The organism is Bradyrhizobium sp. UFLA03-84 (genome assembly GCF_002289535.1).
GTDB lineage: Bacteria > Pseudomonadota > Alphaproteobacteria > Rhizobiales > Xanthobacteraceae > Bradyrhizobium > Bradyrhizobium viridifuturi.
The window spans coordinates 955164-978870 of record NZ_NSJY01000005.1 but is presented as its reverse complement, the minus strand read 5'-3'; the positions used below and the strand labels follow the sequence as shown (position 1 = coordinate 978870).

Below are 23707 nucleotides of genomic sequence, written 5' to 3'. Positions count from 1 at the left end.
CATGAGCGAGCACGACGAGATTGACCGCGTTTCCGGCCGCAGCACGACCGGCCATGAGTGGGACGGCATCAAGGAGCTCAATACGCCGCTGCCGCGGTGGTGGGTCCTGACGTTCTACGCTACGATCATCTGGGCGATTGGCTACTGGGTCGTCTATCCGGCCTGGCCGCTGGTCTCAGGCTACACCACCGGCTTGTTCCAGTATTCGACCCGCGCGAGTGTCGTCACCGACCTTGCCGATCTCGAGAAGCTGCGCGGCGAAAAGATGGCGGTGCTCGGCAACGCGTCGCTGGCCGACATCGAGAAGGATCCGGCCCTGCTGGCGTTGGCGCGTGCACGTGGCAAGACCGTGTTTGCCGACAATTGCGCGCCTTGCCATGGCAGCGGCGGCGCCGGCGCGAAGGGGTATCCCAACCTGAACGATGACGACTGGCTGTGGGGCGGCTCGCTCGACCAGATCATGCAGACGATCCAGTTCGGTGCCCGCTCCGGACACGCAAAGACGCACGAAGGGCAGATGCTCGCGTTCGGTCGTGACGGGGTTCTGAAGAAGGACGAGATCGTCACCGTCGCCAATTATGTTCGCTCGCTTTCCGGCCTCTCCACCGCGCCGAAGTTCGACGCCGCTGCAGGAAAGAAGATCTTCACCGAGAACTGCACGAGCTGCCATGGTGACAACGCCAAGGGTAACCCGGAATTCGGTGCGCCGAACCTGACCGACAAGATCTGGCTTTATGGTTCCGACGAGGAGACGTTGGTCGAAACTATCACCAGTGGACGTGCGGGCGTCATGCCGGCTTGGGTCGGCCGCCTCGACCCCGTCACCGTCAAGGCGCTGGCGGTCTATGTGCACTCGTTGGGTGGTGGCAAGTAGCCGACGCCGGAGTCCATCCGGGGACCGTTGATCGAGGTCAATTGGCCCCCGGCGCAGGGATGTAGGCTTCAACCGAAGCCTCATTCGAGCAGACCGATGAACAAGCCCGTGTTGCCTGATGATCTCATAACCGACGAAGACGGACCGCTCTACGCGCCCCGCAAGAAGGTGTACCCGCAGAGCGTCTCGGGACGGTTCCGCTCGATCAAATGGCGGCTGGTGGCCGTTTGCCTCGGCGTCTATTACCTGTTGCCCTTCGTGCGTTGGCATCGCGGTCTCGGGGCACCTGACCAGGCGGTGCTGATCGATTTCCCCAACCGCCGTTTCTATTTCTTCTTCATCGAACTGTGGCCGCAGGAGGTCTACTACTTCACCGGCCTGTTGGTGCTGGCTGCGCTGACCCTGTTCCTGATGAACGCGCTGGGCGGCCGGATCTGGTGCGGCTATCTCTGCCCGCAGACGGTGTGGACCGATTTGTTCTATGCGGTCGAGCGCCTGGTTGAAGGCGACCGCCGCGCCCAGATCAAGGCCGATGCAGGCCCGATGACCGCAAAGCGTGCCGGTCGCCGCGTACTGAAGCACGCGATCTGGCTGATGATTGCCTGGTGGACCGGCGGAGCCTGGGTGCTCTATTTCGCCGATGCGCCGACGCTGGTTCGCGATTTGGCGACCTTTCACGCTCCGGTTATTGCCTATGTCTGGATCGCGATCCTCACCGCGTCGACTTACTTGTTGGCTGGCTACATGCGCGAGCAGGTCTGCGTCTACATGTGCCCATGGCCTCGAATTCAGGCGGCGTTGACCGACGAATGGGCGCTCAACGTCACCTACAAGTATGATCGCGGCGAGCCGCGCTGCTCGGTGAAGAAGGCGTTTGACATCCGCGCGCTCGGCGACAAGGCGGGCGACTGCATCGACTGCAACCAGTGTGTCGCCGTGTGTCCGACCGGGATCGACATCCGTCATGGTGCACAGCTCGGCTGCATCCAGTGCGGCCTGTGCATCGATGCCTGCGACGCCGTCATGACCAAGGTCAGTCGCGAGACCGGCCTCATCGGGTACGACAACGATATCAATGTTCAGCGCCGCGTCGCAGGCCAGGAAGAGATCTTCAAGCCGGTTCGGGCCCGAACGGTCGTCTATGCCGGCCTGATCGCCTTGGTGTGCGCATTGATGCTCTACACCTTGATGTCGCGGACCTTGCTCGACGTCAATGTGCTGCACGACCGCAACCCGATCGCAGTGCGGCTCAGCGACGGCGGAATCCGCAACGGATATACGCTGCGCTTCCTCAACAAGCGCGGTTTTGATCGTGTGATCACGATCGATGTCGACGGCCCGGCGGATGCCAAGCTTCACGTCATTGGCGCGGACTCCGTGACGCCGGACCGGCCGATGATCGTCCTTGCGCGCGACACGACCACCGAGATGCGCGTGCTGGTGACGGCGCCGTTCGATGAAAAGGCGGAAAAGTCCGTGCCGGTCACTTTCCGCGTCACAGACATCGGTCTCGGAGAAGTCGCGTCCGCAACCGACCACTTCGTTCTTCCATAACGGCGGAATTCGATCATGGCAGCCAAAAGTCCAGCCACGCGACCCATTACCGGGCGTTTTGTCCTGATCACGACGATCGCATTCTTCGCAGTCGTCATCACCGTGAATATGGTGATGATGCGCCTTGCCATTACGACGCTGCCGGGCACCGAGGTCGATAGCGCCTACAGCGCCAGCCTCGCCTATCAGCGCGAGATCGTGGCAGCGCGGCAGCAGAACGAGCGCGGCTGGCAGGTCCAGGCACATATCGACCGGCGGCCCGACGGCGCCGCCGCGGTCGCGATCGAGGCGCGCGACCATGCGGGCGCGCCCCTGACGGGAATGAACTTCCTTGCCCGTCTCGAACGTCCCACCGACCGCCGCGCTGACCGGACGATCGAGGTCACGGCAGCCGATCCTGGAAGCTTTCATGGCCACGCCGATGGCGTTCTCGCAGGGCAGTGGGATCTCGTGATCGAGGGCGATGCCGACGGCCGGCGCATGTTCCTGTCGAAGAACCGTATCGTCCTGAACTGAAGGTGCCCGCATGCAGGCGGAGATCGATTTTTCACATTATCTGAAGAGCGCGGGCTCCGGGCTCATCCATCTCGATCTCGCGGTCGAAGGCATCAACTGCGCGGGCTGCATGGCCAAGATCGAGCGCAACCTGTCGACCATACCCGACGTCACCTCGGCCCGCGTGAACCTGACCGACAGTCGTCTCGCACTGGAATGGAAGGCGGGCGCCGTTGATCCGGCGTTGTTCGTGAACAGGCTCGCCGAACTCGGCTACAAGGCCTATCCGTTCCAGCGGGATGATGCCGAAACGCTGGAAGCACAGCGTGCGCAAGGCCTGTTGCGCCGGCTGGGCGTCGCCGCCTTTGCGGCCATGAACGTGATGATGCTGTCGATCCCGGTGTGGTCCGGCAACGTTTCGGACATGCTGCCGGAGCAGCGCGACTTCTTCCACTGGCTGTCGGCGCTGATCGTGCTGCCGGCTGCCGCATATTCGGCTCAGCCCTTCTTCTCGTCGGCGCTGTCAGCGCTGCGGGCGCGCGGTGTCAATATGGATGTGCCGATCAGCATCGGCATCGTGCTGGCGTTGGCGACCTCGGTGATTGAGACCCTCAATCATGCCGAGCATGCCTATTTTGACGCGGCGATCATGCTGATCGCATTCCTGCTTGCGGGCCGCTATCTCGATCAGAATATGCGGCGGCGTACGCGTGCGTTTGCCGGCAACCTTGCAGCGTTGAAGTCCGAGACAGCAACGAAGTTCATCAGCCCGACCGAGATCAGGACCGTCCCGGCGGCCGCGATCCAGCCGGGCGACATCGTGCTGCTGCGGCCCGGCGAGCGCTGCGCGGTCGATGGCAATGTGATCGAGGGGCGCTCGGAGGTCGATCAGAGCCTCATCACGGGCGAGACCTTGCCGGCGACCGTCACACCCGGCAGCGCCGTGTTCGCGGGTACGCTGGTTCGTTCCGGCACGTTGCGCGTCCGTGCGTCCACGGCCTCGGGCGGCACGCTGCTCGACGAGATCTCCAGGCTGCTCGATCACGCGCTGCAGGCACGCTCCCGCTACCTGCGGCTGGCCGAGCGTGCATCAAGGCTTTACGCGCCGGTCGTGCACGCCACCGCGTTTCTGACGATGCTTGGCTGGCTGGCCTATGGCGCGAGCTTTCATGATTCGATCGTGACGGCGATTGCGGTCCTGATCATCACGTGTCCCTGCGCGCTGGGTCTTGCCATTCCGGCGGTACAGACCGTGGCCTCCGGCGCGCTGTTCGGTTCGGGCGTGCTGCTCAATGCCGGCGATGCGATCGAGCGAATCGCCGAGATCGACCGCGTGATCTTCGACAAGACCGGGACATTGACCTTGCCTGAGCTCGATGTCGCCAATCTCGCCGATATTCCCGGCGAAGTCGTCGGCCTTGCCGGCCGGCTCGCGTTGTCGAGCCGCCACCCGGTCGCTGCCGCCGTCGCACGCAAGGCGGGAGCGGCCTCGCCGCTGCCTAACATCCAGGAAGAGCCGGGGCAGGGCGTTTACGGCCTTCACGAAGGAAGCCCGATCCGCCTCGGCCGTCCATCCTTCTGCGGCGTCGACGATCTCGCCAACGAGATACTGTGTCGCGATCCTGAAGCCTCGGTGGTCGCTTTCAGGTATGGCGAGTTCAAATACGTCTTTGCGGTTCGGCAGCGGTTGCGGGCGGATGCGGCCGATGTGGTGGCCGAGCTGGCACGCATGGGCATCGCCGTCGAGATCGTGTCCGGTGATCGTGAGCCGGCGGTCAGGGTCGCGGCCGAGCAGCTCGGGGTGCATGAATGGCGAGCCGGGGTCTCGCCGGTCGACAAGATCGCCCGGATCGAGGAGCTGGCGCGTCAGGGATGCAAGGTGCTGATGGTCGGAGACGGCTTGAACGATGCACCGGCATTGGCCGCGGCGCACGCCTCGATGTCGCCCGTTACGGCCACGCATATGAGTCAGGCGGTCGCCGATGCTGTTTTCCTCGGCGAGCGCATTGCACCGGTGCTGGCTGCGGTCAAGGTGTCCCGCAAGGCGCTGCGTCTCATGAGGCAGAATCTCTGGCTGGCCGTGGTCTACAATGTGCTGGCCGTGCCGATCGCGATCGCCGGCCTGGTCACTCCTCTGATTGCCGCGGCGGCGATGTCGGGCTCGTCGATCATCGTGATGCTCAATGCGCTGAGGGCGCGAGCGCGGGAGGCGGTCTGATGGAAGTCTTGATCATCCTGGTGCCGCTTGCTCTCTCGCTCGGCTTTGTTGGCCTGCTCGGCTTCCTCTGGTCACTGAAGAGCGGACAGTATGACGATCTCGACGGCGCGGCCTGGCGAGCCATCGCTGATGACGAGCCGGCAAGCGATCACGGTCGATCCAAATAGTGAAAATACACCAGTGAGATCGCGGACGCGATAGTCAGCGCCGTGCTAGCGAGCGCCAGAATCAGCGTCCAGTCGTTTCGCCTGCCGGATCGTGCGGCATGCGACCGCATGTTCAAGACAGAAATCAGTTTGCTGATGGAGGCGAGCCGCGCCATGGTCAGCAACAGCACATCGGTAGCACGTCGGGCTGCCAATGGCGCCAGTGCGTCGGCGACGCCGACACGGCTTGCATTGTGCTTAAATTGAGCCACCCGTCCGCGCGCCGGATACAGGGGAAGCCCAACGGGTGTCGTTTGTCATCGATCACGGCGAGCTCGATCGCGCAGTCGAACGGGGCGGACGCAATGTCCCGCCACCCCAAAACACTGAACCAGCGTCGGACTGAGCTAAGGAACCGCTGCATTTCCCGGCTATCCTCTGAAGAACGGCGCGAACTTTGGCACGACGGATCGTCCGCGCGTTGATCTGGCGCAATCCGGAAGGAGCGTGGTTGACTGGATGGCGGCGCTTGACGTCGCTCAATTCCTCTCTCGGTGCGGCAAGCTATAGAAGCCGCGAGAGTTGGGAGCGGGCATGCAGCGTGCACGACGACGCGCGGACAGGCTAGGGACCATCGACGGAGGCAGGCCGAAGCTGCCCGCGAAGCGCGGCGCTATCGCAAGCCTGTCGGACCTGTTCCAGTCTGGCCGCGCGCAGCTCAAGGACCATCCGCTGGTTCGCCTGGGGCCCGGGCTGATTACCGGCGTCGCTGACGACGATCCCAGCGGTATCGCCACCTACTCCCAGGCGGGAGCGCAGTTCGGCACAGGCATGCTGTGGACGATGCCTGTGGCCTTTCCGCTCATGGCCGCAATTCAATCCATGTGTGGGCGGATCGGCCGGGTCACGGGCCGGGGCCTTGCCGCAAACATCAAGGCCGAATTCCCGCCGATCGTTCTCAAGGGCGTCGTTATCCTCCTGTTGATTGCAAACACGATCAATATCGGGGCCGACGTCGCGGCCATGGGAGAGGTCGGCGAACTCGTGACCGGGCGCGATGCGCATGCGATGGCCGTGGTATTTGTCGTCACGACACTGCTGCTTCAGGTCTTCGTTCCGTATCATCGCTACGTGTTCTTCCTGAAATGGCTAACCCTTTCGCTTCTTGCGTATGCGGGCGTCCTGTTCACCGTTCACGTGCCCTGGGGACAGGTGCTGCGGGATACGGTATGGCCGAGAATGCCATTCACGGCGGATAGTGCGGCTGTCGTTGTCGGAGTCTTCGGCACAACCATCAGCCCGTACCTGTTTTTCTGGCAGGCCTCGGAGGAGGTGGAGGATATGCTGGGACAAGGCAGAGCCGGGCTCGCGTCTGATCCCTCCGCCGCAACGAAGGAGTTGCGTCGTATCCAGTGGGATACCTGGAGCGGCATGTTCTATTCCGACATCACCGCCTATTTCATCATCCTGGCGACTGCCGTGACGCTGCACGTGGCGGGAATCACCAACATCGAGACCGCGGCGCAGGCAGCGAGCGCATTGCGGCCACTGGCCGGAAACTTTGCCTTCGGTCTGTTCGCAATAGGCATCGTCGGCGTCGGCCTGATCGGGGTGCCGGTGCTGGCAGGCTCTTCGGCCTATGCGCTCTCGGAAGCCATGGGATGGAATGAAGGGCTCGAGAAAGAGGCGCGAGACGCGCGGGCGTTCTATGGCGTGATTGCGTTCAGCGTCATCGCCGGATTGCTCATTCAATACTCGCCGGTCAGTCCGATGAAGGCGCTGTTCTGGAGTGCCGTGATCAACGGTGTCGTCGCGGTGCCGCTGATGGCCGTCATTATCCTTTTGGCATCGAAGCGTTCGGTGATGGGGCCATATGTCTCGGGTCGGGTAACGGTACTCCTCGGTTGGATCGCAACCGTCGTGATGGGCTTGGCCGCCGTTCTGATGTTCGTGCTTCGTTGATCAGAGCATCGGTTGCGATTGCAGCACCGATCGATGATTCATCGAGCAGTATTGCCGTCCGCTGTTACGACAGCCCGGCAGGAGGTCTCCTGCCGGGCTGTGTCATCGGCGTTCCCAAGGGCAGGCCGGGGCCGCTCAATGACTTGTGATCGCGCTCGCCTCCGCGGCCGCGCGCTGCATGCTTGAGGACATCTCGCTGGTCACGGTGCTTTGTTCCTCGACGGCTGCGGCGGTCGACGTGACATATTCGCTGACGTCCTGAATTGCCTTCTTGATCTGCTCGAGAGCCGTGACCACGTCCGCCGATATACCGTTGAGGCTGTTGATCTCGAGCCCGATCTTGTCCGTCGCCTGTTTCGCCTGGTTGGCCAGATTCTTGACCTCGGAGGCAACCACCGCAAAGCCGCGCCCGGCCTCGCCGGCGCGCGCCGATTCGATCGTTGCGTTGAGCGCGAGCAGGTTGATCTGTCCGGTGATGTCGCCGATCATTTGAACGATGCCGCTCATTGCCTGGGCCGCGTCGTTGAGACGTTTGGCCTGCATGTCTGCCGAGGCGACGCTGTCGACCGCGTTCATCGCTGTCTGCCTCGACTTCGTCATCGCTTCCGATATTTCCCGTACCGACGCATTGAGTTCCTCGGCGCCGGCTGCGACTGAATCCATCATGCTGCGGACACGCTCATTGCCGATGCGGGCGAGAGCCTGCCGGGTGACGTCGCTGGCATACTTGACCACCTTGAACGGCTTGCCGTTGAGGTCGAGGATCGGGCTGTATGACGCCTGGATCCAGATCTCCCTGCCGCCCTTCCCGATGCGCTTGTACTCATCGGACTGGAATTCTCCGCGGTTGAGAGCGGCCCAGAAATCGCGATAGGCCGCGCTGTCGCGCTCGGCCTGCTCGACGAACATGCTGTGATGGCGGCCCTGGATTTCGCCGAGCGAATAGCCAAGCGCTCGCTGAAAGTTTTCATTGGCATTGATGATCGTGCCGTCGAGGTTGAACTCGATTACCGCCTGCGACCGGTTGATCGCGTCGATCTGTCCGGCGAAGTCGGCATTCCTGAGTTTCTGCCGCGTTACGTCGGTCGCGAACTTGACGACCTTGAGCGGTTTGCCCCTTTCGTCGAGAACCGGATTGTAGGAAGCCAGGATCCAGACTTCCCTGCCGCTATTGCCGATGCGTCGGTACTCGCCGGTCTGATATTCGCCGCGGTTGAGCGCAGCCCAGAATTCGCTATAGCTGGCACTCCCGCGCTCGGGGGGATCGACGAACATGCTGTGCTGCTTGCCACGGATGTCTTCCAGGGAATAGCCCATGGCCTTGAGGAAATTGTCGTTCGCCGTGAGGATCGTGCCGTCGAGGGCAAACTCGATCACGGCCTGCGCCCGGCTCGCCGCGGCTGCCTGCGCAGCATAGCTCAGATTCTGCAGCCGGATCGACGCATCAGCCCATTCCACTACGGTTCCAACCCTTCGTCCGTCCCGCCCGGCGAGCGGGGTTGCGACGAGGTCGAAGGTCCGTTCGCCGATCTTGATGACGGCGCGGTACGAGGACGTGAGTCTCGCCAGCATCTGGCGCTGATGGCCGGGATTCCTGTGAAAGATGTCGATGTTGGTGCCGATCAGTTTGTCGACATCAAACTGCGGCAATTCCCGCTTCAGGTCCGCCTCCGCCTCGCGGAGCAACGCCATCACCGCTTCGTTCAAGTAGACGATGTTGAGGTTCTCGTCGGCTACCATTACGTTCGCGGTGATCGTATTGGCCGCCAGTGCGGCATACCAATCGGGTTTCGACTTCCGTCGGAACATCGAATCTTCTCCGTTGAGGCGCCGACGATCGTCGGCGATGGGATGGCGGCTTGACATGCGCGCGCAGCGCACCGTGGTCGAAAGCAGCGTCGGAAAGATGCTCAGATATCGCCGAGTCTGCACCAGGCGAGGTCGATCAAGGTGCCGATCCGCGCGGATTGAGACGTCAGCCTTTCACGGCTCTCTTTGTCATCGATGTTTTCGATCACGAGCGACGTTCGGGCGTGGCATATCTGGAGAGCGAAAATCGCTTCCTGAAGCGCTTCGCGCGCTTTCTGCCGCCGAGCACCTGAGAGTTCCGACGGGTCGATCGGCCTTGCGCGATATGTCAGTGGCCGTGCCGGCAGGAGACGCTTGCGTCGATCGAGGTTCACGATGTCCGGCATTTTGGCTTCTCCCCTGGCGCGCGTTCGATGCTGATCTCGTTGCAGGGGTATATTGGCGAAGGTGTCTTAACTGCCGGATCAATCCGATTATCGGAATCCGGCAAATCATGGGAATTTCGTGCTTAACTGTCAAAAACGGCATATACATATAAATTGCAGGTATATGCATATAGATGGATGATCGATGAAGCTCGATGTCTCGCCGTCGCCCGAGGAACTGGCTGTCGTGGGCAGTTGCTGCGCCGCATTCAATGTCCGGAAGGCCAGCCGTGTGATCACCCGCCTCTATGCCGAGGCCTTCGCGCCGGTCGGGGTGGAGCCGACCCAGTTCATGCTGCTAGCCGCCTGCGCGCGGCAGGGGACCGCGACCATGGGAGCACTCGCGGTGAGGATGTCGATGGATCCGAGCGCGCTGGCACGCAACGTCACGATCCTCGAGCGCCGCGGTCTGGTCAGGATCGTGCCGGGGGCAGACCGCCGTGTGCGCGACATCTCGATCTCCGCCAAGGGCCGGAAAACCCTGTCCCGCGCGCTGCCGCTCTGGAGAGAGGTTCAGGCGAAGCTCGCTGCACAGTTCGGCGAGGACAGCTTGCGGTCGGCGGTGGAATTGATGAAGGGAATTGCGCGCTCGGGCGAGGCGCTGCTCGATCATCCGATTTCCTAGGAGGTCACGATGCCCGTTCGCTGGATCGATCCGTCGCCGGTGCTGCGTGTCGAGCGCTTCAACAGCTTCGACGAATTTCGTCCCAACGATGTCATCGGTGGCATGAGAAGCACGCCGCTGGACTCGTCGCCGATCTCGGTTTCGCGGAGCATTCTGGCGCTTCCCGACTGCCTTCTCGTGCTGCAGCGATCGTTCGCGCGGCGAATGGAAGGAGACCTCGGTGCAAATCGCGGGGTTGGCGTCGTCATTCCCCTGGCCTTCCATGCAACGATGAACGGGGGCGAGGTTGGCGATTCCACCATCGGCGTCATCCGCGGTCGGGCGCCGGTCGATGTCGTCGAGCGGCACGCAAACACCTACCTCATGCTGCGATTCGGCTCCGATATGAGCAATCGTGGATGGGCCGACTTCGATCGAGGAATTGAGCTGTTCAGGCTGGCGCCGACGAAGATGCTCGCGGTGCGAGCGGCAATTCTGGACATGTTTTGCCTCGCATCCAGCTGCAGGGATCTCAGGGAATTCGAGTTGCTGAGTGGGCAGCTGCAGGAAACCCTGGTCGCCGGGCTCGACAGCGCGCTGGTCCAGGACAGCGTCAAGCAGGCGCTTCCCGGCTCGTTCGACAGGCATCGCAAGCTTGTCGAACGTCTGGACGAACTGGTGGCCGCCGTCGGGGAGGCCGACCTCTACAGCAGCAGTCTCGCGCAGACGCTCGGCGTTTCCGTTCGAACCCTTCAGACCGCCGTACAGCACATTTGCGGCGTTAGTCTGCATCAACACCTTCGGTCGAAGCGCATGTGGTCGGTCCGCAAGCTCCTCGTCAAAGGTGGCCCGCTTCTCACCGTAACCGCCGCGGCGCATGCCAACGGATTCTGGCATATGAGCGACTTCGCCAGATGCTACGGCCGTGCATATGGCGAGATGCCGTCGGAGACCCTCGCGCGCGCGCGCGAGGCCTAGCACATCCCGTCCATTGCTTTTTTTCCGGAGGAAATTGCTTTCTTCCGGAATGGACACTCAGGTGTCGATGGTGGCGCTGAGCGAGTTTTCCTGGATGAAGTCGCGGCGCGGTTCGACCACGTCGCCCATCAGCTTGGTGAAGATATCGTCGGCCTCGTCGACCTCCTTGACCTTCACCTGGAGCAGCGAGCGCGCCTCGGTGTCCAGCGTGGTCTCCCAGAGCTGCTCCGGGTTCATCTCGCCGAGACCTTTGTAGCGCTGCAGCGAGATGCCCTTGCGGGCGGCGTCGGTCACGGCTTCGAAGAGGTCGACCGGACCATGGATCATCTGCTCGGCATCCTTGCGCCGCAGCTTACCCGCCCGCACGTAGATCTCTTGCAGCTTGGTCGCGTATTCATCGAGCTTGCGTGCGTCAGCCGAGCCGAGGAACGCGTCGTCGATCACCGCCACTTCCTTGACGCCGCGCACGGTGCGCTCGAACTGGAAGCCGTGGCCTTCCGTGAAGGTGCCGACCCAGCCGCGCTCGACCTCTTCGGCCACAGCGTCCAGCCGCTTGGCGATGTATTCCGCCGCCGAGTTGGCGGTCGCGATCTCGTTGGTGATCCTGGGGCTCAGCACGCCCGCGATCGCGGCCTGCTCGATGACCGCCCGATTGTAACGGCTATGCAGGTTGCGCAGCACCGAGCGGATGATCCGGGCGTCCTCGACCAGCGACAGCAAATCGCGGCCCGAACGGTCGTCGCCGGAGGCCGGCTTGAAGACGCATTCGTCGAGCCCGGTCGAGATCAGATAATCCTCCAGCGCGCGCTCGTCCTTCAGGTACTGCTCGGACTTGCCGCGCGAGACCTTATAGAGCGGCGGCTGAGCGATGTAGAGATAGCCGCCATCGATGATCGAGCGCATCTGGCGATAGAAGAAGGTCAGCAGCAGCGTGCGGATATGGGCGCCGTCGACGTCGGCGTCGGTCATCACGATGATCTTGTGGTAGCGCAGCTTGTCGACCGAGAAATCGTCGCTGATGCCGGTGCCGAGCGCGGTGATCAGCGTGCCGATCTGCTCGGACGACAGCATCTTGTCGGGGCGCACGCGTTCGACGTTGAGGATCTTGCCGCGCAGCGGCAGCACCGCCTGGAATTCGCGGTTGCGGCCCTGCTTGGCGCTGCCGCCTGCCGAGTCGCCCTCGACGATGAACAGTTCGGACTTGGCCGGATCCTTCTCCTGGCAGTCGGCGAGCTTGCCGGGCAGCGAGGAGACGCTAAGCGGGTTCTTGCGGGTCAGCTCGCGGGCCTTGCGCGCGGCCTCGCGGGCCGCGGCGGCCTGGATCACCTTGCCGACGATTTCCTTGGCTTCCTTCGGATTCTCCTCGAACCAGGCGGCGAGCGCCTCGTTCAGGACGTTCTCGACCACAGGCCGAACCTCCGAGGACACCAGCTTGTCCTTGGTCTGCGACGAGAATTTCGGATCGGGCACCTTCACCGACAGCACCGCGGTGAGGCCTTCGCGGCAATCGTCGCCGGTCAGCGCGATCTTTTCCTTCTTGGCATTGGCCTCGGCATAGCCGTTGACCTGGCGCGTCAGAGCGCCGCGGAAGCCGGCCAAATGGGTGCCGCCGTCGCGCTGCGGGATGTTGTTGGTGAAGCACAGCACGTTCTCGTGGTAGCTGTCGTTCCACCACAGCGCCGCCTCGACGCCGATGCCGTTGGCTTCCGAGCGCACCATGATCGGCGCCGGCACGATCGCCTTCTTGTTGCGGTCGAGATATTTGACGAATTCCTCGACGCCGCCCGAATAGTGCATCTCCTCGCGCTTCTCGACCGCGTGGCGCATGTCGGACAGCACGATGTGGACGCCGGAATTGAGGAAGGCGAGCTCGCGCAGCCGGTGCTCGAGCGTCGCGAAATCATATTCGATGTTCTTGAAGGTCTCGGTCGAGGCGAGGAAGGTCACTTCGGTGCCGCGTCTGCCCGGGGCATCGCCGACCACCTTGAGCGGCGCCACGGCATCGCCGTGCGCGAATTCGATGTAGTGTTCCTTGTCGTCGCGCCAGATACGCAAGCCGAGCTTGCTGGACAGCGCGTTGACGACGGAGACGCCGACGCCGTGCAGGCCGCCGGAGACCTTGTAGGAGTTCTGGTCGAACTTTCCGCCGGCATGCAGCTGGGTCATGATGACCTCGGCCGCCGAGACGCCTTCGCCCTTGTGGATGTCGACCGGAATGCCGCGGCCGTCGTCGAACACGGTGACGGAATTGTCGGCGTTGAGGGTGACCAGCACGCGGCTCGCATGGCCCGCCAGCGCCTCGTCGATCGCGTTGTCGACGACCTCGTAGACCATGTGGTGCAGGCCGGACCCGTCATCGGTGTCGCCGATATACATGCCGGGCCGCTTGCGGACGGCGTCGAGGCCCTTCAGCACCCGGATCGATTCCGCGCCATATTCGGCCGGAATGGGATGCTCAGATTCGGCAGGGGTCTGCCGCGCAGGTTCAGTCATGTGAGGCCTTCGAGGATGTCCCGAATCAGCTGCGCAATATGAGGCGCTGATTCCGCTATTTGTGCCATGAAAGAGAGGTTGCGCCTAGCGCAAAGTCTCTGTCTACAAACTATTGAATAAATAGGATTTTTTAGGCCTTTTTCAAGGTCTCGGGAGGCCGATTCAAGAGGCTCTGAAAAGCCCGATTCGAAGGCAGATTCGAAGCCGTTCCGGAGGCGATTTCGCGTCCTCAGCCGCGCCGCGTGGCGCGGCCGGATTCGACGTCGAAAATCTCTCCCGTCGGGCCGATATCGACGAAGGCCGCGGGATCGGCACCCGTCATCCAGACCTGCGCGCCGAGCTTGCCGAGCTCCTCGAACAGCGCCTTGCGGCGGTTCGGATCGAGATGGGCGACGACCTCGTCGAGCAGCAGCAGCGGCACGATGCCGGTCATCTGCGCAACCATCGTGGCATGCGCCAGCACCAATCCGATCAGGAGCGCCTTCTGCTCGCCGGTGGAAGCGTCGCGCGCCGGCATGTTCTTCGGCGCGTAGACCACCTGCAGATCGGTCAGATGCGGGCCGTCGAGCGTGCGTCCCGCGGCGGCGTCGCGCGGCCGGCTATTGCGCAGGATCTCGCGGTAGCGGTCCTCCACGGCCGTCGCAGGCTCCTGCAACAGCGCATTCTCCATCCAGCCGTCGAGCATGATCTCGGCGGAAGGAAAGGCCGAGGCCGCGCCGCGTTCGCGCAGCATCACGGCGAGCCTGGCCGCGGTCTGGCCGCGCGATGCGGCGACCGCGACCGCAAGCTCGGCGGTCTCGCGTTCGATCGCGTCACACCAATGATCGTCATAGTTGCGCACCTCGAGCAGCCGGTTGCGCGAGCGCAACGAGCGCTCCAGCGCCGAGACGCGGCTGGAATGCTCGGAATCGATCGCCAGCACCAGGCGGTCGAAGAAGCGCCGGCGTTCCGATGCTGCGCCCATGAACAGGCCGTCCATCGCCGGCGTCAGCCACACGATGCGCAGATGGTCGCCGAACGCGGTCGCGGAACCCACCGGCTCGCGATCGATGCGGCAGCGCCTTGTGTTGCTTGCCTCGCCGGTCGGCGGATCGATGCCGGTGCCGAGCGTGGCGAGCCCCAGTGCGCCCTCGACTTCCGCCGACACCGCCCAAGAGCCGTCGCCCTGGTTGTCGGCGATGTCCTCCAGCGTCGCGCGGCGCAGGCCGCGGCCCGGCGACAGGAACGAGACCGCTTCCATGCAATTGGTCTTGCCGGCGCCGTTCGGCCCGACCAGCACCACCATGTCGCCCGCGACCTGCAGCGTCGCCGCCCGGTAATTGCGGAAATGGGTCAGCGACAGGCGATGAATGCGGGACGGGGTCATCTCAGCTCGTCATTGCCGGGCAGTCGTGCCCAGCCACGACGCAATCTAGTGCTGATGCGCGCGAAGAGAAGTGCTCACACCCGCATCGGCATCAGCACGTAGAGCGCGCCCTTGCTGTCGCGATCCTGCACCAGGGTCGGCGAGCCGGGGTCGGCGAGCTTCAGCACCGCGACCTCGCCCTCGATCTGGGCAGCGATGTCGAGCAGATAGCGCGAGTTGAAGCCGATATCGAGCGCGTCGGAGGCGTACTCGACCTCGAGCTCCTCGGTGGCGCTGCCGGAATCAGGGTTGGTGACCGAGAGCACGAGCTTGCCCGCGGACAGCGCGAGCTTCACCGCGCGGCCGCGTTCGCTCGAGATGGTCGAGACGCGGTCGACGGCGGCCTCGAAATCCTTCTTGTCGACCACCAGTTCCTTGTCGTTGTTCTGCGGAATGACGCGGCCGTAGTCCGGGAAGGTGCCGTCGATCAGCTTGGAGGTCAGCACCACATTGCCAAGCGTGAAGCGGATCTTGCCGTCCGACAGCTCGATCGAGATCTCGGCGTCGTCGCCCTCGATCAGGCGCTGTACCTCGCCGACCGTCTTGCGGGGAACGATTACGCCGGGCATGCCGGCTGCGCCGCTGGGCAGCGGAAGGTCGATCTGGGCCAGGCGGTGGCCGTCGGTCGCGACGCCGCGCAGGGTCGCTGCCTTGGCGCTGCCTGCGGCGTGCAGATAGATGCCGTTAAGGTAGTAACGGGTCTCTTCGGTCGAGATCGCAAACTGCGTGCGGTCGATCAGGCGCTTGAAGTCGGACGCCGGCAGCGAGAACGAATGCGTCATGTCGCCGGCGGCAAGGCCCGGGAAATCGCTCTCGGGCAGCGTCTGCAGCGTGAAGCGCGAGCGGCCGGCGCGCACCGCGAGCACCGAGCGGTCGCCATCGGCCTCGAGCACGATCTGCGAGCCGTCGGGCAGCTTGCGGACAATGTCGTAGAACATGTGCGCGGGCACCGTGGTCGAGCCGGCGGTTCCGGTCTCGGCCGCCAGGGTCTCGGTCACCTCGAGGTCGAGGTCGGTCGCCTTCAGCGACAATTTGGCGCCCTCGGCGCGGATCAACACGTTGCCGAGGATCGGGATGGTGTTGCGACGCTCGACCACGCGGTGAACGTGACCCAGCGATTTCAGGAGTTGCGCGCGCTCGACGGTGACCTTCATTGCAATACCCGCCAGATCCCTCAGATGGAAAAGCCGGGCAGCCGATCAGGCAGCATCGCGGCGTCGGAAACCCGAAAAGTCGGATCAATACCGGATTTGATCAAACCCACGGGGGGACCGCAAGGTGGCGCGGATGGGCGGCCGGTGCAAGGGAAACGGGCGTGAAACGGCCCCCGTTCCCCACGTTTTGGGTCGGAAAAAGTTTGGCCCTCCCCCGGTCGAGGGGAGGGCCATGGAACGAGCCGACCTGACGAGGCAGCCTTATTCCTGGAGCTGACGCTTCAGCGATTCGACTTCCTCCGACAGCGTCGTGTCCTTGGCGACCAGTGCCTCAATCTTGCGCACGGCGTGCAGCACTGTGGTGTGGTCGCGGCCGCCGAACCTGCGGCCGATCTCGGGCAGCGAGCGCAGGGTCAGGGTCTTGGCCAGATACATCGCAACCTGGCGCGGGCGCACCACGTTGGCGGTACGGCGGGACGACAGCAGGTCGGAGCGGCTGACATTGTACTGTCGGGCGACCACGCGCTGGATGTCCTCGATCTTTATCCGCTTCGGCTCCTGCGGGCGGATCAGGTCACGCACCTCGCGCTCGGCCATCTCCAGCGTCACCGGCTGGTTATTGAGCTTGGAGTGCGCCAGGAGGCGATTGATCGCGCCTTCGAGGTCGCGGCCATTATGGGTGATGGTGCGCGCCAGATAATCGAGCACTTCCTCCGGCACGTCGAAGCTGGCGTGGTGGACGCGCGCCGCGGCGACACGCGACTTGAGGATGCCAAGCCGCAGTTCCTCGCCGAGCGAACCCATCTCGACCACGAGGCCGCCGGCGAGCCGCGAGCGCACGCGGTCGTCGAGGCTTTCGAGGTCCGACGGCGGACGGTCGGCCGCGATCACGACCTGGCGGCCGGCGTCGATCAGCGCGTTCAGCGTGTGGCAGAACTCGGCCTGCGTCGACTTGCCCTGCAGGAACTGGAGATCGTCGATGACCAGCACGTCGATGCCGCGCAGCGCTTCCTTGAAGGCAAGCGCCGTCTGCGTCTTCAGCGCCGCGACGAAGCCGTACATGAACTTCTCGGCGGTCAGGTACAGCACCTTGCGCTCGCCGCCGGAATTGCCGGCCCAGGTCACTGCCTGCAGCAGATGCGTCTTGCCGAGGCCGACGCCGGCATGGATGTAGAGCGGGTTGAACATCACGGGATCGCCGCGGCGTCCTTCCGCGACCTGGCGCGCAGCCGCATGGGCCAGCGTGTTGGAACGGCCGACGACGAAGCTTGCAAAGGTCAGGCGCGGATCGAGCGGCGAGCCGCCCAGCGCGTCATGGCTGGCCGACACCGGCGCGGTCGCAACCGAGCGCAGTTCAGGCGCGGGGCGGCCATCGGTGCGCTCGACGCGGCGCATCTCGACGGGTGCAACCGCCTCCTTCACTGGCGCCATCGCACGGATCGCCGAGCGCACGGTAAGGTCGATGCGATGCACTTCGGGCATCTCGGCCTGCCAGCAGGAGAGCACGCGTTCGGCGTAATGGGCCTGGATCCAGCTCTTGAGGAACCGGGTCGGAACCGACAGGTGCACGCTCTCATCGTGCACGCTTTCCAGATCCATTCGTGCGAACCAGCTCGTGTAGACGTCCTCGCCAACGCTCGTCCGCAAACGTCCCTTCACCCGCGACCAGCGATCCTGTTCCGTGTTCGTCATTGCCTTCGTACTTTTCCAAAACTGAGAGATGATGATTGCGAAAGCGCCGCGCAGAGTTGCTGCCACGACGCGACCTCTAGCGGGCGCGGTCTGCTCCGGACAAAGCTCTCCCGTGCGGCGGCCATGCGCCACGCGACAGATCAGCTGTTTGGAGAAGATGCGCCCCGCGAGGTCAGCGCATACTCGAAGGTCTCTGCGGGTAAGAGCCAACGTCCGAGGGGTTGATTACGGCACCACTGGAAATCTGCGCTTCGGCTGTCGTTCGTTCGACTGCAGTGATGATACCGTAAGGCATAAGTCCTCCCCCTCCCGCCGCGACGTATCGCGGCAAGTTGTCAGCTTGCTCGTGTCTTCAAATTCGAACTGCCGCTACCGAACACCGAAATGCCCGGCGCTTCGCCGCCGCGTGTCGTCGTCAACCCGTTCGCTTGCGCCGCGTTCCCGCTGCCGGATTCCGATGGACGTCCTGGCCTCTCTTGTTCGATCCCCCAAATTGCCGGGGACATCGCCGGAGAAATTTTGACACAGGCCGACCATCCTCATATCGCTATGAGCCGTCAATCCAGCTTCGCTTGGAGAGCGTCGCTAACGCACACACCGCCGCCGATTTGTGCGTCCGCCCTTGGGTCTCAAACCGCGCTGATCTGGAGAGCCGTGGGCGTCGCGAACAAGAAATAAATACACCAAGCGCATTTTCTGACAATCCGTGGATTCGACGGGGATCGAGACTCTTTGCGACTGTTGCGGCGTTGCTCATGCCGAGTTGCGAAAGCAAGTTTTTGAATCAGCGCATAGAATCACGCGTGTCACAAACGACGGTGCAATACCAAAAATTTTTCATAGAAAATTTACATTTGGTCTCGCGCCGGTCATTTTTCCAATCGCTGTCCAACGCTATGTGCATAAGTAATTCGCGAGACGTCATTTTTCTCGATTACTTTTGCAGGGTAACCCCGCGTCGCGATTTCCAACGCGAAATATGCCCGCGCTATTCCATCTATCCAGCTTAGCGCAGAACAATCTCTGCGCGAGTGCAGTGCGTTAAGCATATTTGCCGGTAGAACTACGGACGCGCGACGAAACATGGCACGCAGTTCGGTGCGCAGCAATGCGGATTGTTATCGGGCTATAAAAAACTGCACGACTAGAGTCGCGACAAAACAAAAAGCCCGGCGCGAGCCGGGCTTCGTGACAGATGTGTTTTTCAGTCAGCTCGATTGGCCAGCGTGCCGGCCGGCCTGTTACTTGGCGAGCTTGGCGATGCTCTGCGTGAGGCGCGACACCTTACGGCTCGCGAGGTTCTTGTGAATGATGTTGCGCTGCGCTGCCTTCATCAGTTCGGGCTCGGCCTTGCGCATCGCCTTGAGTGCCGCCTCGCGGTCGCCGCTCTTGATCGCTTCCTCGACCGTGCGCACCGCGCCGCGCATCTGGGTGCGACGCGATTTGTTGACGATGGTGCGGCGGGCAATCTTGCGGGTCGCCTTCTTGGCGGAGGTGGTGTTGGCCATGGTTCTCTAACTGTCCTTCGGCGGTGATCGCTCGGTGGTCGGGCTTCGCGCGCACCGGCCGGTTCAAATCTCAACTCTGATGCATTTGTCCAAGGTATTGACTTGGGTGTCCTTGAGGCGGCCATGCAAAGAGCGCAAAACTGCTGCCCCCGCATGCGGCACTGTCCAAAGAACAGCGGCGGCAGGATTGCGCCCGCCGCCATCGGCCGGTCTTATAGATGGCGCAGGCGGTAGCGTCAACGCTTTCGGGGGCGAAAAAGGGCCTGAAATCGGCCTCCGGGGGCCGGACAAGCCGCTGAAGAGGTTGAATTTCCAGGGGGCGCCCGGTAAGGCCTGACGACGCGTGGGGCGCGACAGGGAGTTTGGGTGACGCATGATCCGCGGCTTTTTCCGTCTGATCGGCCTTTTGCTGCTGGCCGGCAGCTTCATCTTCATGGTCTATGACGGAGCCCGCTACGTCGCCGACCAGAGCCTGCGGTTCACCCAATTCGGCCAGTTCTGGAACGATATCCACCAGTCGAGCCAGCAGGCGTTCCATGCCTGGGTCGATCGCTTCGCGCCGTGGCTCTGGAACGATGTGATCCGGCTGCTGCTGGAGCAGCCGGTGTTCGCGGTGCTCGGCATCGTCGGCATCCTGCTGATGATCCTGTTCCGGCCGCGCAAGCCTCTGATCGGCTACGCGCGCGACTGAACTGGCCGCAGCCATCAGTAACGGGGCTGCCATCATTTGCGTAAGGACATATATAGGTGACAGCCGGCCCGCAGGCCGCAGCCCGCGTCGGCCGATGTCCCGCCTGGAGGTATCCATGTTGTTCATGCGCAAGACCACCGCGTTGCCAAGCGCCGCCGAGGCGCTGCCGGGCCGCGCGACGCCGATCCCGACCGCGACCACGCATTTCGTCAATGGCAGCAGATTGACGCCGCCCTATCCGCAAGGCCTCGAGCAGGCGGTGTTCGGGCTCGGCTGCTTCTGGGGTGCGGAACGCAAGTTCTGGGAACTCGGCGACGGGATCTACACCACAGCGGTCGGCTATGCCGGCGGCCACACCCCGAACCCGACCTATGAAGAGGTGTGCTCGGGGCGCACCGGCCATACCGAAGTCGTGCTGGTCGTGTTCGACCCGAAGAAGATCCCCTACGAGAAATTGCTGAAGACGTTCTGGGAGAATCACAACCCGACGCAGGGCATGCGTCAGGGCAACGACATCGGCACCCAGTATCGTTCCGCGATCTACACGTTCAGCGACGCGCAGCGCAAAGCCGCCGATGCATCGCAGGCGATGTATCAGAAGGCGCTTGCCGCCAAGGGTCTCGGCGCCATCACCACCGAGATCGCACCTTCGGGCGAGTTCTACTTCGCCGAGGACTATCATCAGCAGTATCTCGCCAAGAACCCGGCGGGCTATTGCGGGCTTGGCGGCACCGGCGTGTCCTGCCCGATCGGCGTCGGCGTCACCGCGGCCTGATCGCATCGGCCGGCGTCAAATCGATGGGGAGGCGGGTCTTCCGGCTCCCCAGTCGGGGCCGCGCAAACCCTTTATTAACCATAAGAGGTGCATGACTGGGCCTGTCTCGCCGTTGAGGGATAGGTCCGGTGCCGGTTGCACGCGCGTTACGATTGCCGATCACTGCCGTTGTGGCTGCGCTCGCGCTGTCTGGCTGCATGAGCACGTCCGGCCCCGTCGCGGTCGGCCCGCAAGGCGTCGATGCCGTTACTTATGGCCCGGCCTACGCGCCCGCTCCGGTCGCCGACGGAGGCGGTGGTGCCATCAGCGCATTGCGTTCCGCCTTCGCCAGCGCTTCCCCTGGTTATGGCTATGTCGCGCCGGTCGCCGCCCCGGTCGTCTATGCCGCCGCACCGGGTGGGCCCGTCGGTTACGACAACTCCTATCAACTCGGTCCGGGCGACAAGCTCCGCGTCGTGGTCTACGGCCAGGAGGGCCTGACCAACTCCTATGCGATCGACGCCGCGGGCGCGATCACCATGCCGTTGATCGGTTCGGTGCCCGCGCGCGGCCGTACGCCGGCAGGCCTCGCCGGTGAAATCTCGGCGCGGCTACGCAACGGCTTCATCCGCGAGCCGTCGGTGGCGGTCGAGATCGAGTCCTATCGGCCGTTCTTCATCCTCGGCGAAGTCCAGGCCCCCGGCCAATATCCCTATGTGCCGAACATGACCGTCGAGAGCGCAGTTGCGATCGCCGGCGGCTTCTCGCCGCGGGCCAAGCGCGACAGCGTGACGCTGACCCACACCGATGCATCAGGCGCCGGTCGCTTCGTGGTGCCGCTCGGCACGCCGATGAGCCCGGGCGATACGGTGTTCGTCGGCGAGCGCTGGTTTTAGTCAAGACGATCACTCATCATTCGTCATTCCGGGCCTGCGCCTTGCGGCGCATCCCGGAATGACGAGAGTCGCGTTCTATTTCCGCAGATGCTTCCCGAAAAATTCCATGCTGCGCGGCCAGGCGATGTCGGCGCTGGCCTTGTCGTAGCTTGCGCGCTCGTCGCAGTGGAAGCCGTGCTGCGCGCCGGGATAGATGAAGACCTCGACCTCGGGCCGCTTCGACTTGATGGTCTCGACATCGCTCAAGGGAATGCCGGCATCCTTCTCGCCGAAATGCAACTGCGTCGGCACGGCCGGCTTGTCGTCGGCAAAGCGGATGATGGCGCCGCCGTAATAGCCGATCGCGGCCGAGAGCCCGGAGAGTTTGGTCGCGGCCGCATAGGCGATGCTGCCGCCGAGGCAGAAGCCGATGATGCCGACCGGCCCGACCGATTTCACCGCGTCGATCGCCGCCTGGCTATCGCGCAGCATTGCGGGAAAGTCCGGATTGGCGACGAATTTGCGTGCCTCGGCGACCTCATCGGGCGAATAGCCGCTCTGGAAGTTCGGCGTGATGCGATCGAAGATCGAGGGCGCAATCGCGACATAGCCTTCCTTCGCCAGCCGGTCGCAGACCGAGCGGATGTGGTGGTTGACGCCAAAGATCTCCTGGATCGCCACGACAGCGCCCTTCGGCGCACTGGTGGGCTCAGCGCGATAGGCGCCGAGTTCGAATCCGTCCGAAGCCTTCAGTTTGATGTCTTGTCCCATGGTCCATCCTTGTCATGTTGGGGGTTGCATGAAGTTCTTTGACGAGGGCTAGCGCCACATCCAGTTCTCGCCCCAGTCGGCCTTCCAGCCGGTTAGCCGGTGTTTGCGGAACTGGAGGAAGAGGCGGTCGTGGTGCGGGAACAGTCCGCTGCCGCCGAGGTCGCGGAAGGTCAGGAAGATCTCGTTGCCGGGCCGCCCGCTGACATAGGTGAAGGGCGTGCCGAGTGCGCGCTGCGCGTCCGCGACGCCCATCCCGAACGCCAGCGGCGTGTTGTTGGACAACGTCGCGGTGAAGGTCGGCGTCGCCGGGTCGGCGAACAGCCGTGGCTTCTGAGCGTTCGCGTTCGTCGCTGCCAGCGTCAGCAACAAGGCTGCGACAATCGTCTTCATGAGGCGGCCTTTCCGGGCGGGTTCGCGGCAAGACCGTCGAGGAACGGCAACACCGCATCGATGAAGGCCTGCGGCTGGTCGATGTTGACGGCGTGGCCGGCGTTCGGGATCACGACCTTCTGCGCGCCCGGGATCTTCGCCGCCATGTAGTCGGAGGCCGCCAGGAACGGCGTGTCGTCGGCGCCGACCACGACCAGCGACGGCACCTTGATGTCAGGCAGCGACTCGATCACCCGGGCATCGCGCTGTGCCAGCATGCCGCGCGCGGCGAGCGCGAGGCCCCGGGCGTTGCGGTGGCTGACCGATGCGCGCTCGGCGCTGAGCGACTTCAGCACCTCGAGCCCTTCGCTGTCGAAGCGGTCGCCGGTGTCGCGGGCGCGCTTGTTCCAGACCTCGCGGGCGTCGTCCTTCTTGAATCCCGGGCCGGTGTCGATGATCAGCAGCGCACGCACCCGCTCCGGATGGGCGCGGTGAAAGGCGAGCGACATGTAGCCGCCGAGCGACAGGCCGCCGACAACAGCCTGGTCGGCGCCGGCGGTGTCGAGCAGGGCGGCGATGTCGCCGACGGTCAGGGCTTCGCTATAGGCGTCCGGGTTATCGGGATAGTCGGACTGGCCGTGGCCGCGCATGTCCCACAGGATCAGCTTGTGCCGCTTCGACAGCGCCTCGATCTGGCCCTGCCACATCGCAGACGTCGACGAATAGCCATGGGTGAGGATCAAAGGCGGGCCGCTGCCGTGAATCTCATAATAGATGTCGACGCCGCCTCGGTTGAGCTTGGCCATTCACGGGCTCCTTGTGTTGTCGATGTCAGGTCCGACAGCGCTACCGACCTTGGTAGGAGTGATCGATACGGCATCACTACTGGCATTTCAAAAGCTTCATGCCGTTGCCGCATCGCACAACCGG

General features: G+C 63.6%; 22 protein-coding genes. 11 read left to right on the top strand and 11 right to left on the bottom strand.

Translation table 11 applies throughout. The features are described from left to right. Position 1: 1 nt before the first annotated feature. From ccoP to ccoS, 5 genes are all read left to right on the top strand, one after another. Entirely contained in the window at positions 2-874 is an 873-nt protein-coding gene (gene ccoP, locus CK489_RS07345) for a cytochrome-c oxidase, cbb3-type subunit III (protein ID WP_095731782.1), read from the top strand. Between the two features lie 96 nt (positions 875-970). Next, positions 971-2428, top strand: coding sequence for a cytochrome c oxidase accessory protein CcoG (gene ccoG / locus CK489_RS07340; protein WP_095731781.1), 1458 nt, complete (start codon positions 971-973; stop codon positions 2426-2428). Positions 2429-2443: 15 nt separating this feature from the next. Beyond that, entirely contained in the window at positions 2444-2944 is a 501-nt protein-coding gene (locus tag CK489_RS07335) for a FixH family protein (protein WP_095731780.1), read from the top strand. A gap of 10 nt (positions 2945-2954) precedes the next feature. Then, the gene (locus tag CK489_RS07330; protein ID WP_095731779.1) at positions 2955-5141 is read left to right on the top strand and encodes a heavy metal translocating P-type ATPase; all 2187 of its coding nucleotides are present in this window, start codon (positions 2955-2957) and stop codon (positions 5139-5141) included. Continuing rightward, positions 5141-5308: a cbb3-type cytochrome oxidase assembly protein CcoS gene (gene ccoS / locus CK489_RS07325; RefSeq protein ID WP_050628706.1), complete on the top strand. Its 168-nt coding sequence runs from the start codon at positions 5141-5143 to the stop codon at positions 5306-5308. The genes CK489_RS07330 and ccoS overlap by 1 nt, the downstream gene beginning before the upstream one ends. On the opposite strand, the gene CK489_RS07320 is transcribed toward ccoS, so the two are convergent. Further along, positions 5290-5559 carry a hypothetical protein gene (locus CK489_RS07320; protein WP_245350290.1) on the bottom strand — a complete coding sequence of 90 codons (270 nt, stop codon included), beginning with the start codon at positions 5557-5559 and terminating at the stop codon, positions 5290-5292. The two genes, ccoS and CK489_RS07320, sit on opposite strands and share 19 nt — an antisense overlap. Positions 5560-5881: 322 nt before the next feature. Here CK489_RS07320 and CK489_RS07310 point away from each other — a divergent pair, with 322 nt between their 5' ends. After that, positions 5882-7249: an NRAMP family divalent metal transporter gene (locus tag CK489_RS07310; RefSeq protein WP_095731778.1), complete on the top strand. Its 1368-nt coding sequence runs from the start codon at positions 5882-5884 to the stop codon at positions 7247-7249. A gap of 135 nt (positions 7250-7384) precedes the next feature. Here CK489_RS07310 and CK489_RS07305 read toward each other — a convergent pair whose 3' ends face one another. After that, positions 7385-9058 (bottom strand): methyl-accepting chemotaxis protein, encoded by a 1674-nt coding sequence (locus tag CK489_RS07305; RefSeq protein ID WP_095731943.1) that lies wholly within the window; start codon positions 9056-9058, stop codon positions 7385-7387. A gap of 101 nt (positions 9059-9159) precedes the next feature. After that, positions 9160-9444 carry a hypothetical protein gene (locus tag CK489_RS07300; protein ID WP_095731777.1) on the bottom strand — a complete coding sequence of 95 codons (285 nt, stop codon included), beginning with the start codon at positions 9442-9444 and terminating at the stop codon, positions 9160-9162. Between the two features lie 184 nt (positions 9445-9628). Here CK489_RS07300 and CK489_RS07295 point away from each other — a divergent pair, with 184 nt between their 5' ends. Both CK489_RS07295 and CK489_RS07290 read left to right on the top strand, forming a co-directional pair. Beyond that, positions 9629-10108: a MarR family winged helix-turn-helix transcriptional regulator gene (locus CK489_RS07295; protein WP_095731776.1), complete on the top strand. Its 480-nt coding sequence runs from the start codon at positions 9629-9631 to the stop codon at positions 10106-10108. Between the two features lie 9 nt (positions 10109-10117). Next, positions 10118-11065 carry an AraC family transcriptional regulator gene (locus CK489_RS07290; protein ID WP_050628710.1) on the top strand — a complete coding sequence of 316 codons (948 nt, stop codon included), beginning with the start codon at positions 10118-10120 and terminating at the stop codon, positions 11063-11065. Positions 11066-11122: 57 nt separating this feature from the next. Here the strand turns inward: CK489_RS07290 and gyrB are convergent, their stop codons facing one another. The 5 genes from gyrB to rpsT form a co-directional block, all read right to left on the bottom strand. After that, positions 11123-13558, bottom strand: a complete 2436-nt coding sequence (gene gyrB, locus CK489_RS07285; protein ID WP_050628711.1) for a DNA topoisomerase (ATP-hydrolyzing) subunit B — start codon at positions 13556-13558, stop codon at positions 11123-11125. A gap of 229 nt (positions 13559-13787) precedes the next feature. After that, positions 13788-14924 (bottom strand): DNA replication/repair protein RecF, encoded by a 1137-nt coding sequence (gene recF / locus CK489_RS07280; protein ID WP_050628712.1) that lies wholly within the window; start codon positions 14922-14924, stop codon positions 13788-13790. A 74-nt stretch (positions 14925-14998) separates the two neighbouring features. Next, positions 14999-16117 (bottom strand): DNA polymerase III subunit beta, encoded by a 1119-nt coding sequence (dnaN, locus tag CK489_RS07275; protein WP_050628713.1) that lies wholly within the window; start codon positions 16115-16117, stop codon positions 14999-15001. Between the two features lie 261 nt (positions 16118-16378). Continuing rightward, the gene (dnaA, locus tag CK489_RS07270; protein WP_050628714.1) at positions 16379-17809 is read right to left on the bottom strand and encodes a chromosomal replication initiator protein DnaA; all 1431 of its coding nucleotides are present in this window, start codon (positions 17807-17809) and stop codon (positions 16379-16381) included. 1241 nt (positions 17810-19050) lie between these two features. Further along, the gene (gene rpsT / locus CK489_RS07265) at positions 19051-19317 is read right to left on the bottom strand and encodes a 30S ribosomal protein S20 (RefSeq protein ID WP_021077661.1); all 267 of its coding nucleotides are present in this window, start codon (positions 19315-19317) and stop codon (positions 19051-19053) included. Positions 19318-19690: 373 nt separating this feature from the next. Between rpsT and CK489_RS07260 the strand changes: the two genes are divergently transcribed. From CK489_RS07260 to CK489_RS07250, 3 genes are all read left to right on the top strand, one after another. Beyond that, complete coding sequence (locus tag CK489_RS07260) at positions 19691-20008, top strand: hypothetical protein (protein WP_095731775.1); 318 nt, start codon at positions 19691-19693, stop codon at positions 20006-20008. 115 nt (positions 20009-20123) lie between these two features. Then, entirely contained in the window at positions 20124-20783 is a 660-nt protein-coding gene (gene msrA / locus CK489_RS07255) for a peptide-methionine (S)-S-oxide reductase MsrA (RefSeq protein ID WP_050628799.1), read from the top strand. 128 nt (positions 20784-20911) lie between these two features. Beyond that, positions 20912-21658 carry a polysaccharide biosynthesis/export family protein gene (locus CK489_RS07250; RefSeq protein WP_050628716.1) on the top strand — a complete coding sequence of 249 codons (747 nt, stop codon included), beginning with the start codon at positions 20912-20914 and terminating at the stop codon, positions 21656-21658. 75 nt (positions 21659-21733) lie between these two features. On the opposite strand, the gene CK489_RS07245 is transcribed toward CK489_RS07250, so the two are convergent. The 3 genes from CK489_RS07245 to CK489_RS07235 are packed head-to-tail and all read right to left on the bottom strand — an operon-like array spanning position 21734 to position 23583. Continuing rightward, positions 21734-22408 carry a dienelactone hydrolase family protein gene (locus CK489_RS07245; RefSeq protein ID WP_095731774.1) on the bottom strand — a complete coding sequence of 225 codons (675 nt, stop codon included), beginning with the start codon at positions 22406-22408 and terminating at the stop codon, positions 21734-21736. 48 nt (positions 22409-22456) lie between these two features. Next, the gene (locus CK489_RS07240; RefSeq protein WP_095731773.1) at positions 22457-22798 is read right to left on the bottom strand and encodes a hypothetical protein; all 342 of its coding nucleotides are present in this window, start codon (positions 22796-22798) and stop codon (positions 22457-22459) included. Continuing rightward, positions 22795-23583: an alpha/beta fold hydrolase gene (locus tag CK489_RS07235; protein ID WP_095731772.1), complete on the bottom strand. Its 789-nt coding sequence runs from the start codon at positions 23581-23583 to the stop codon at positions 22795-22797. Before CK489_RS07235 ends, CK489_RS07240 begins: the two co-directional genes overlap by 4 nt. Between the last annotated feature and the right edge of the window lie 124 nt (positions 23584-23707).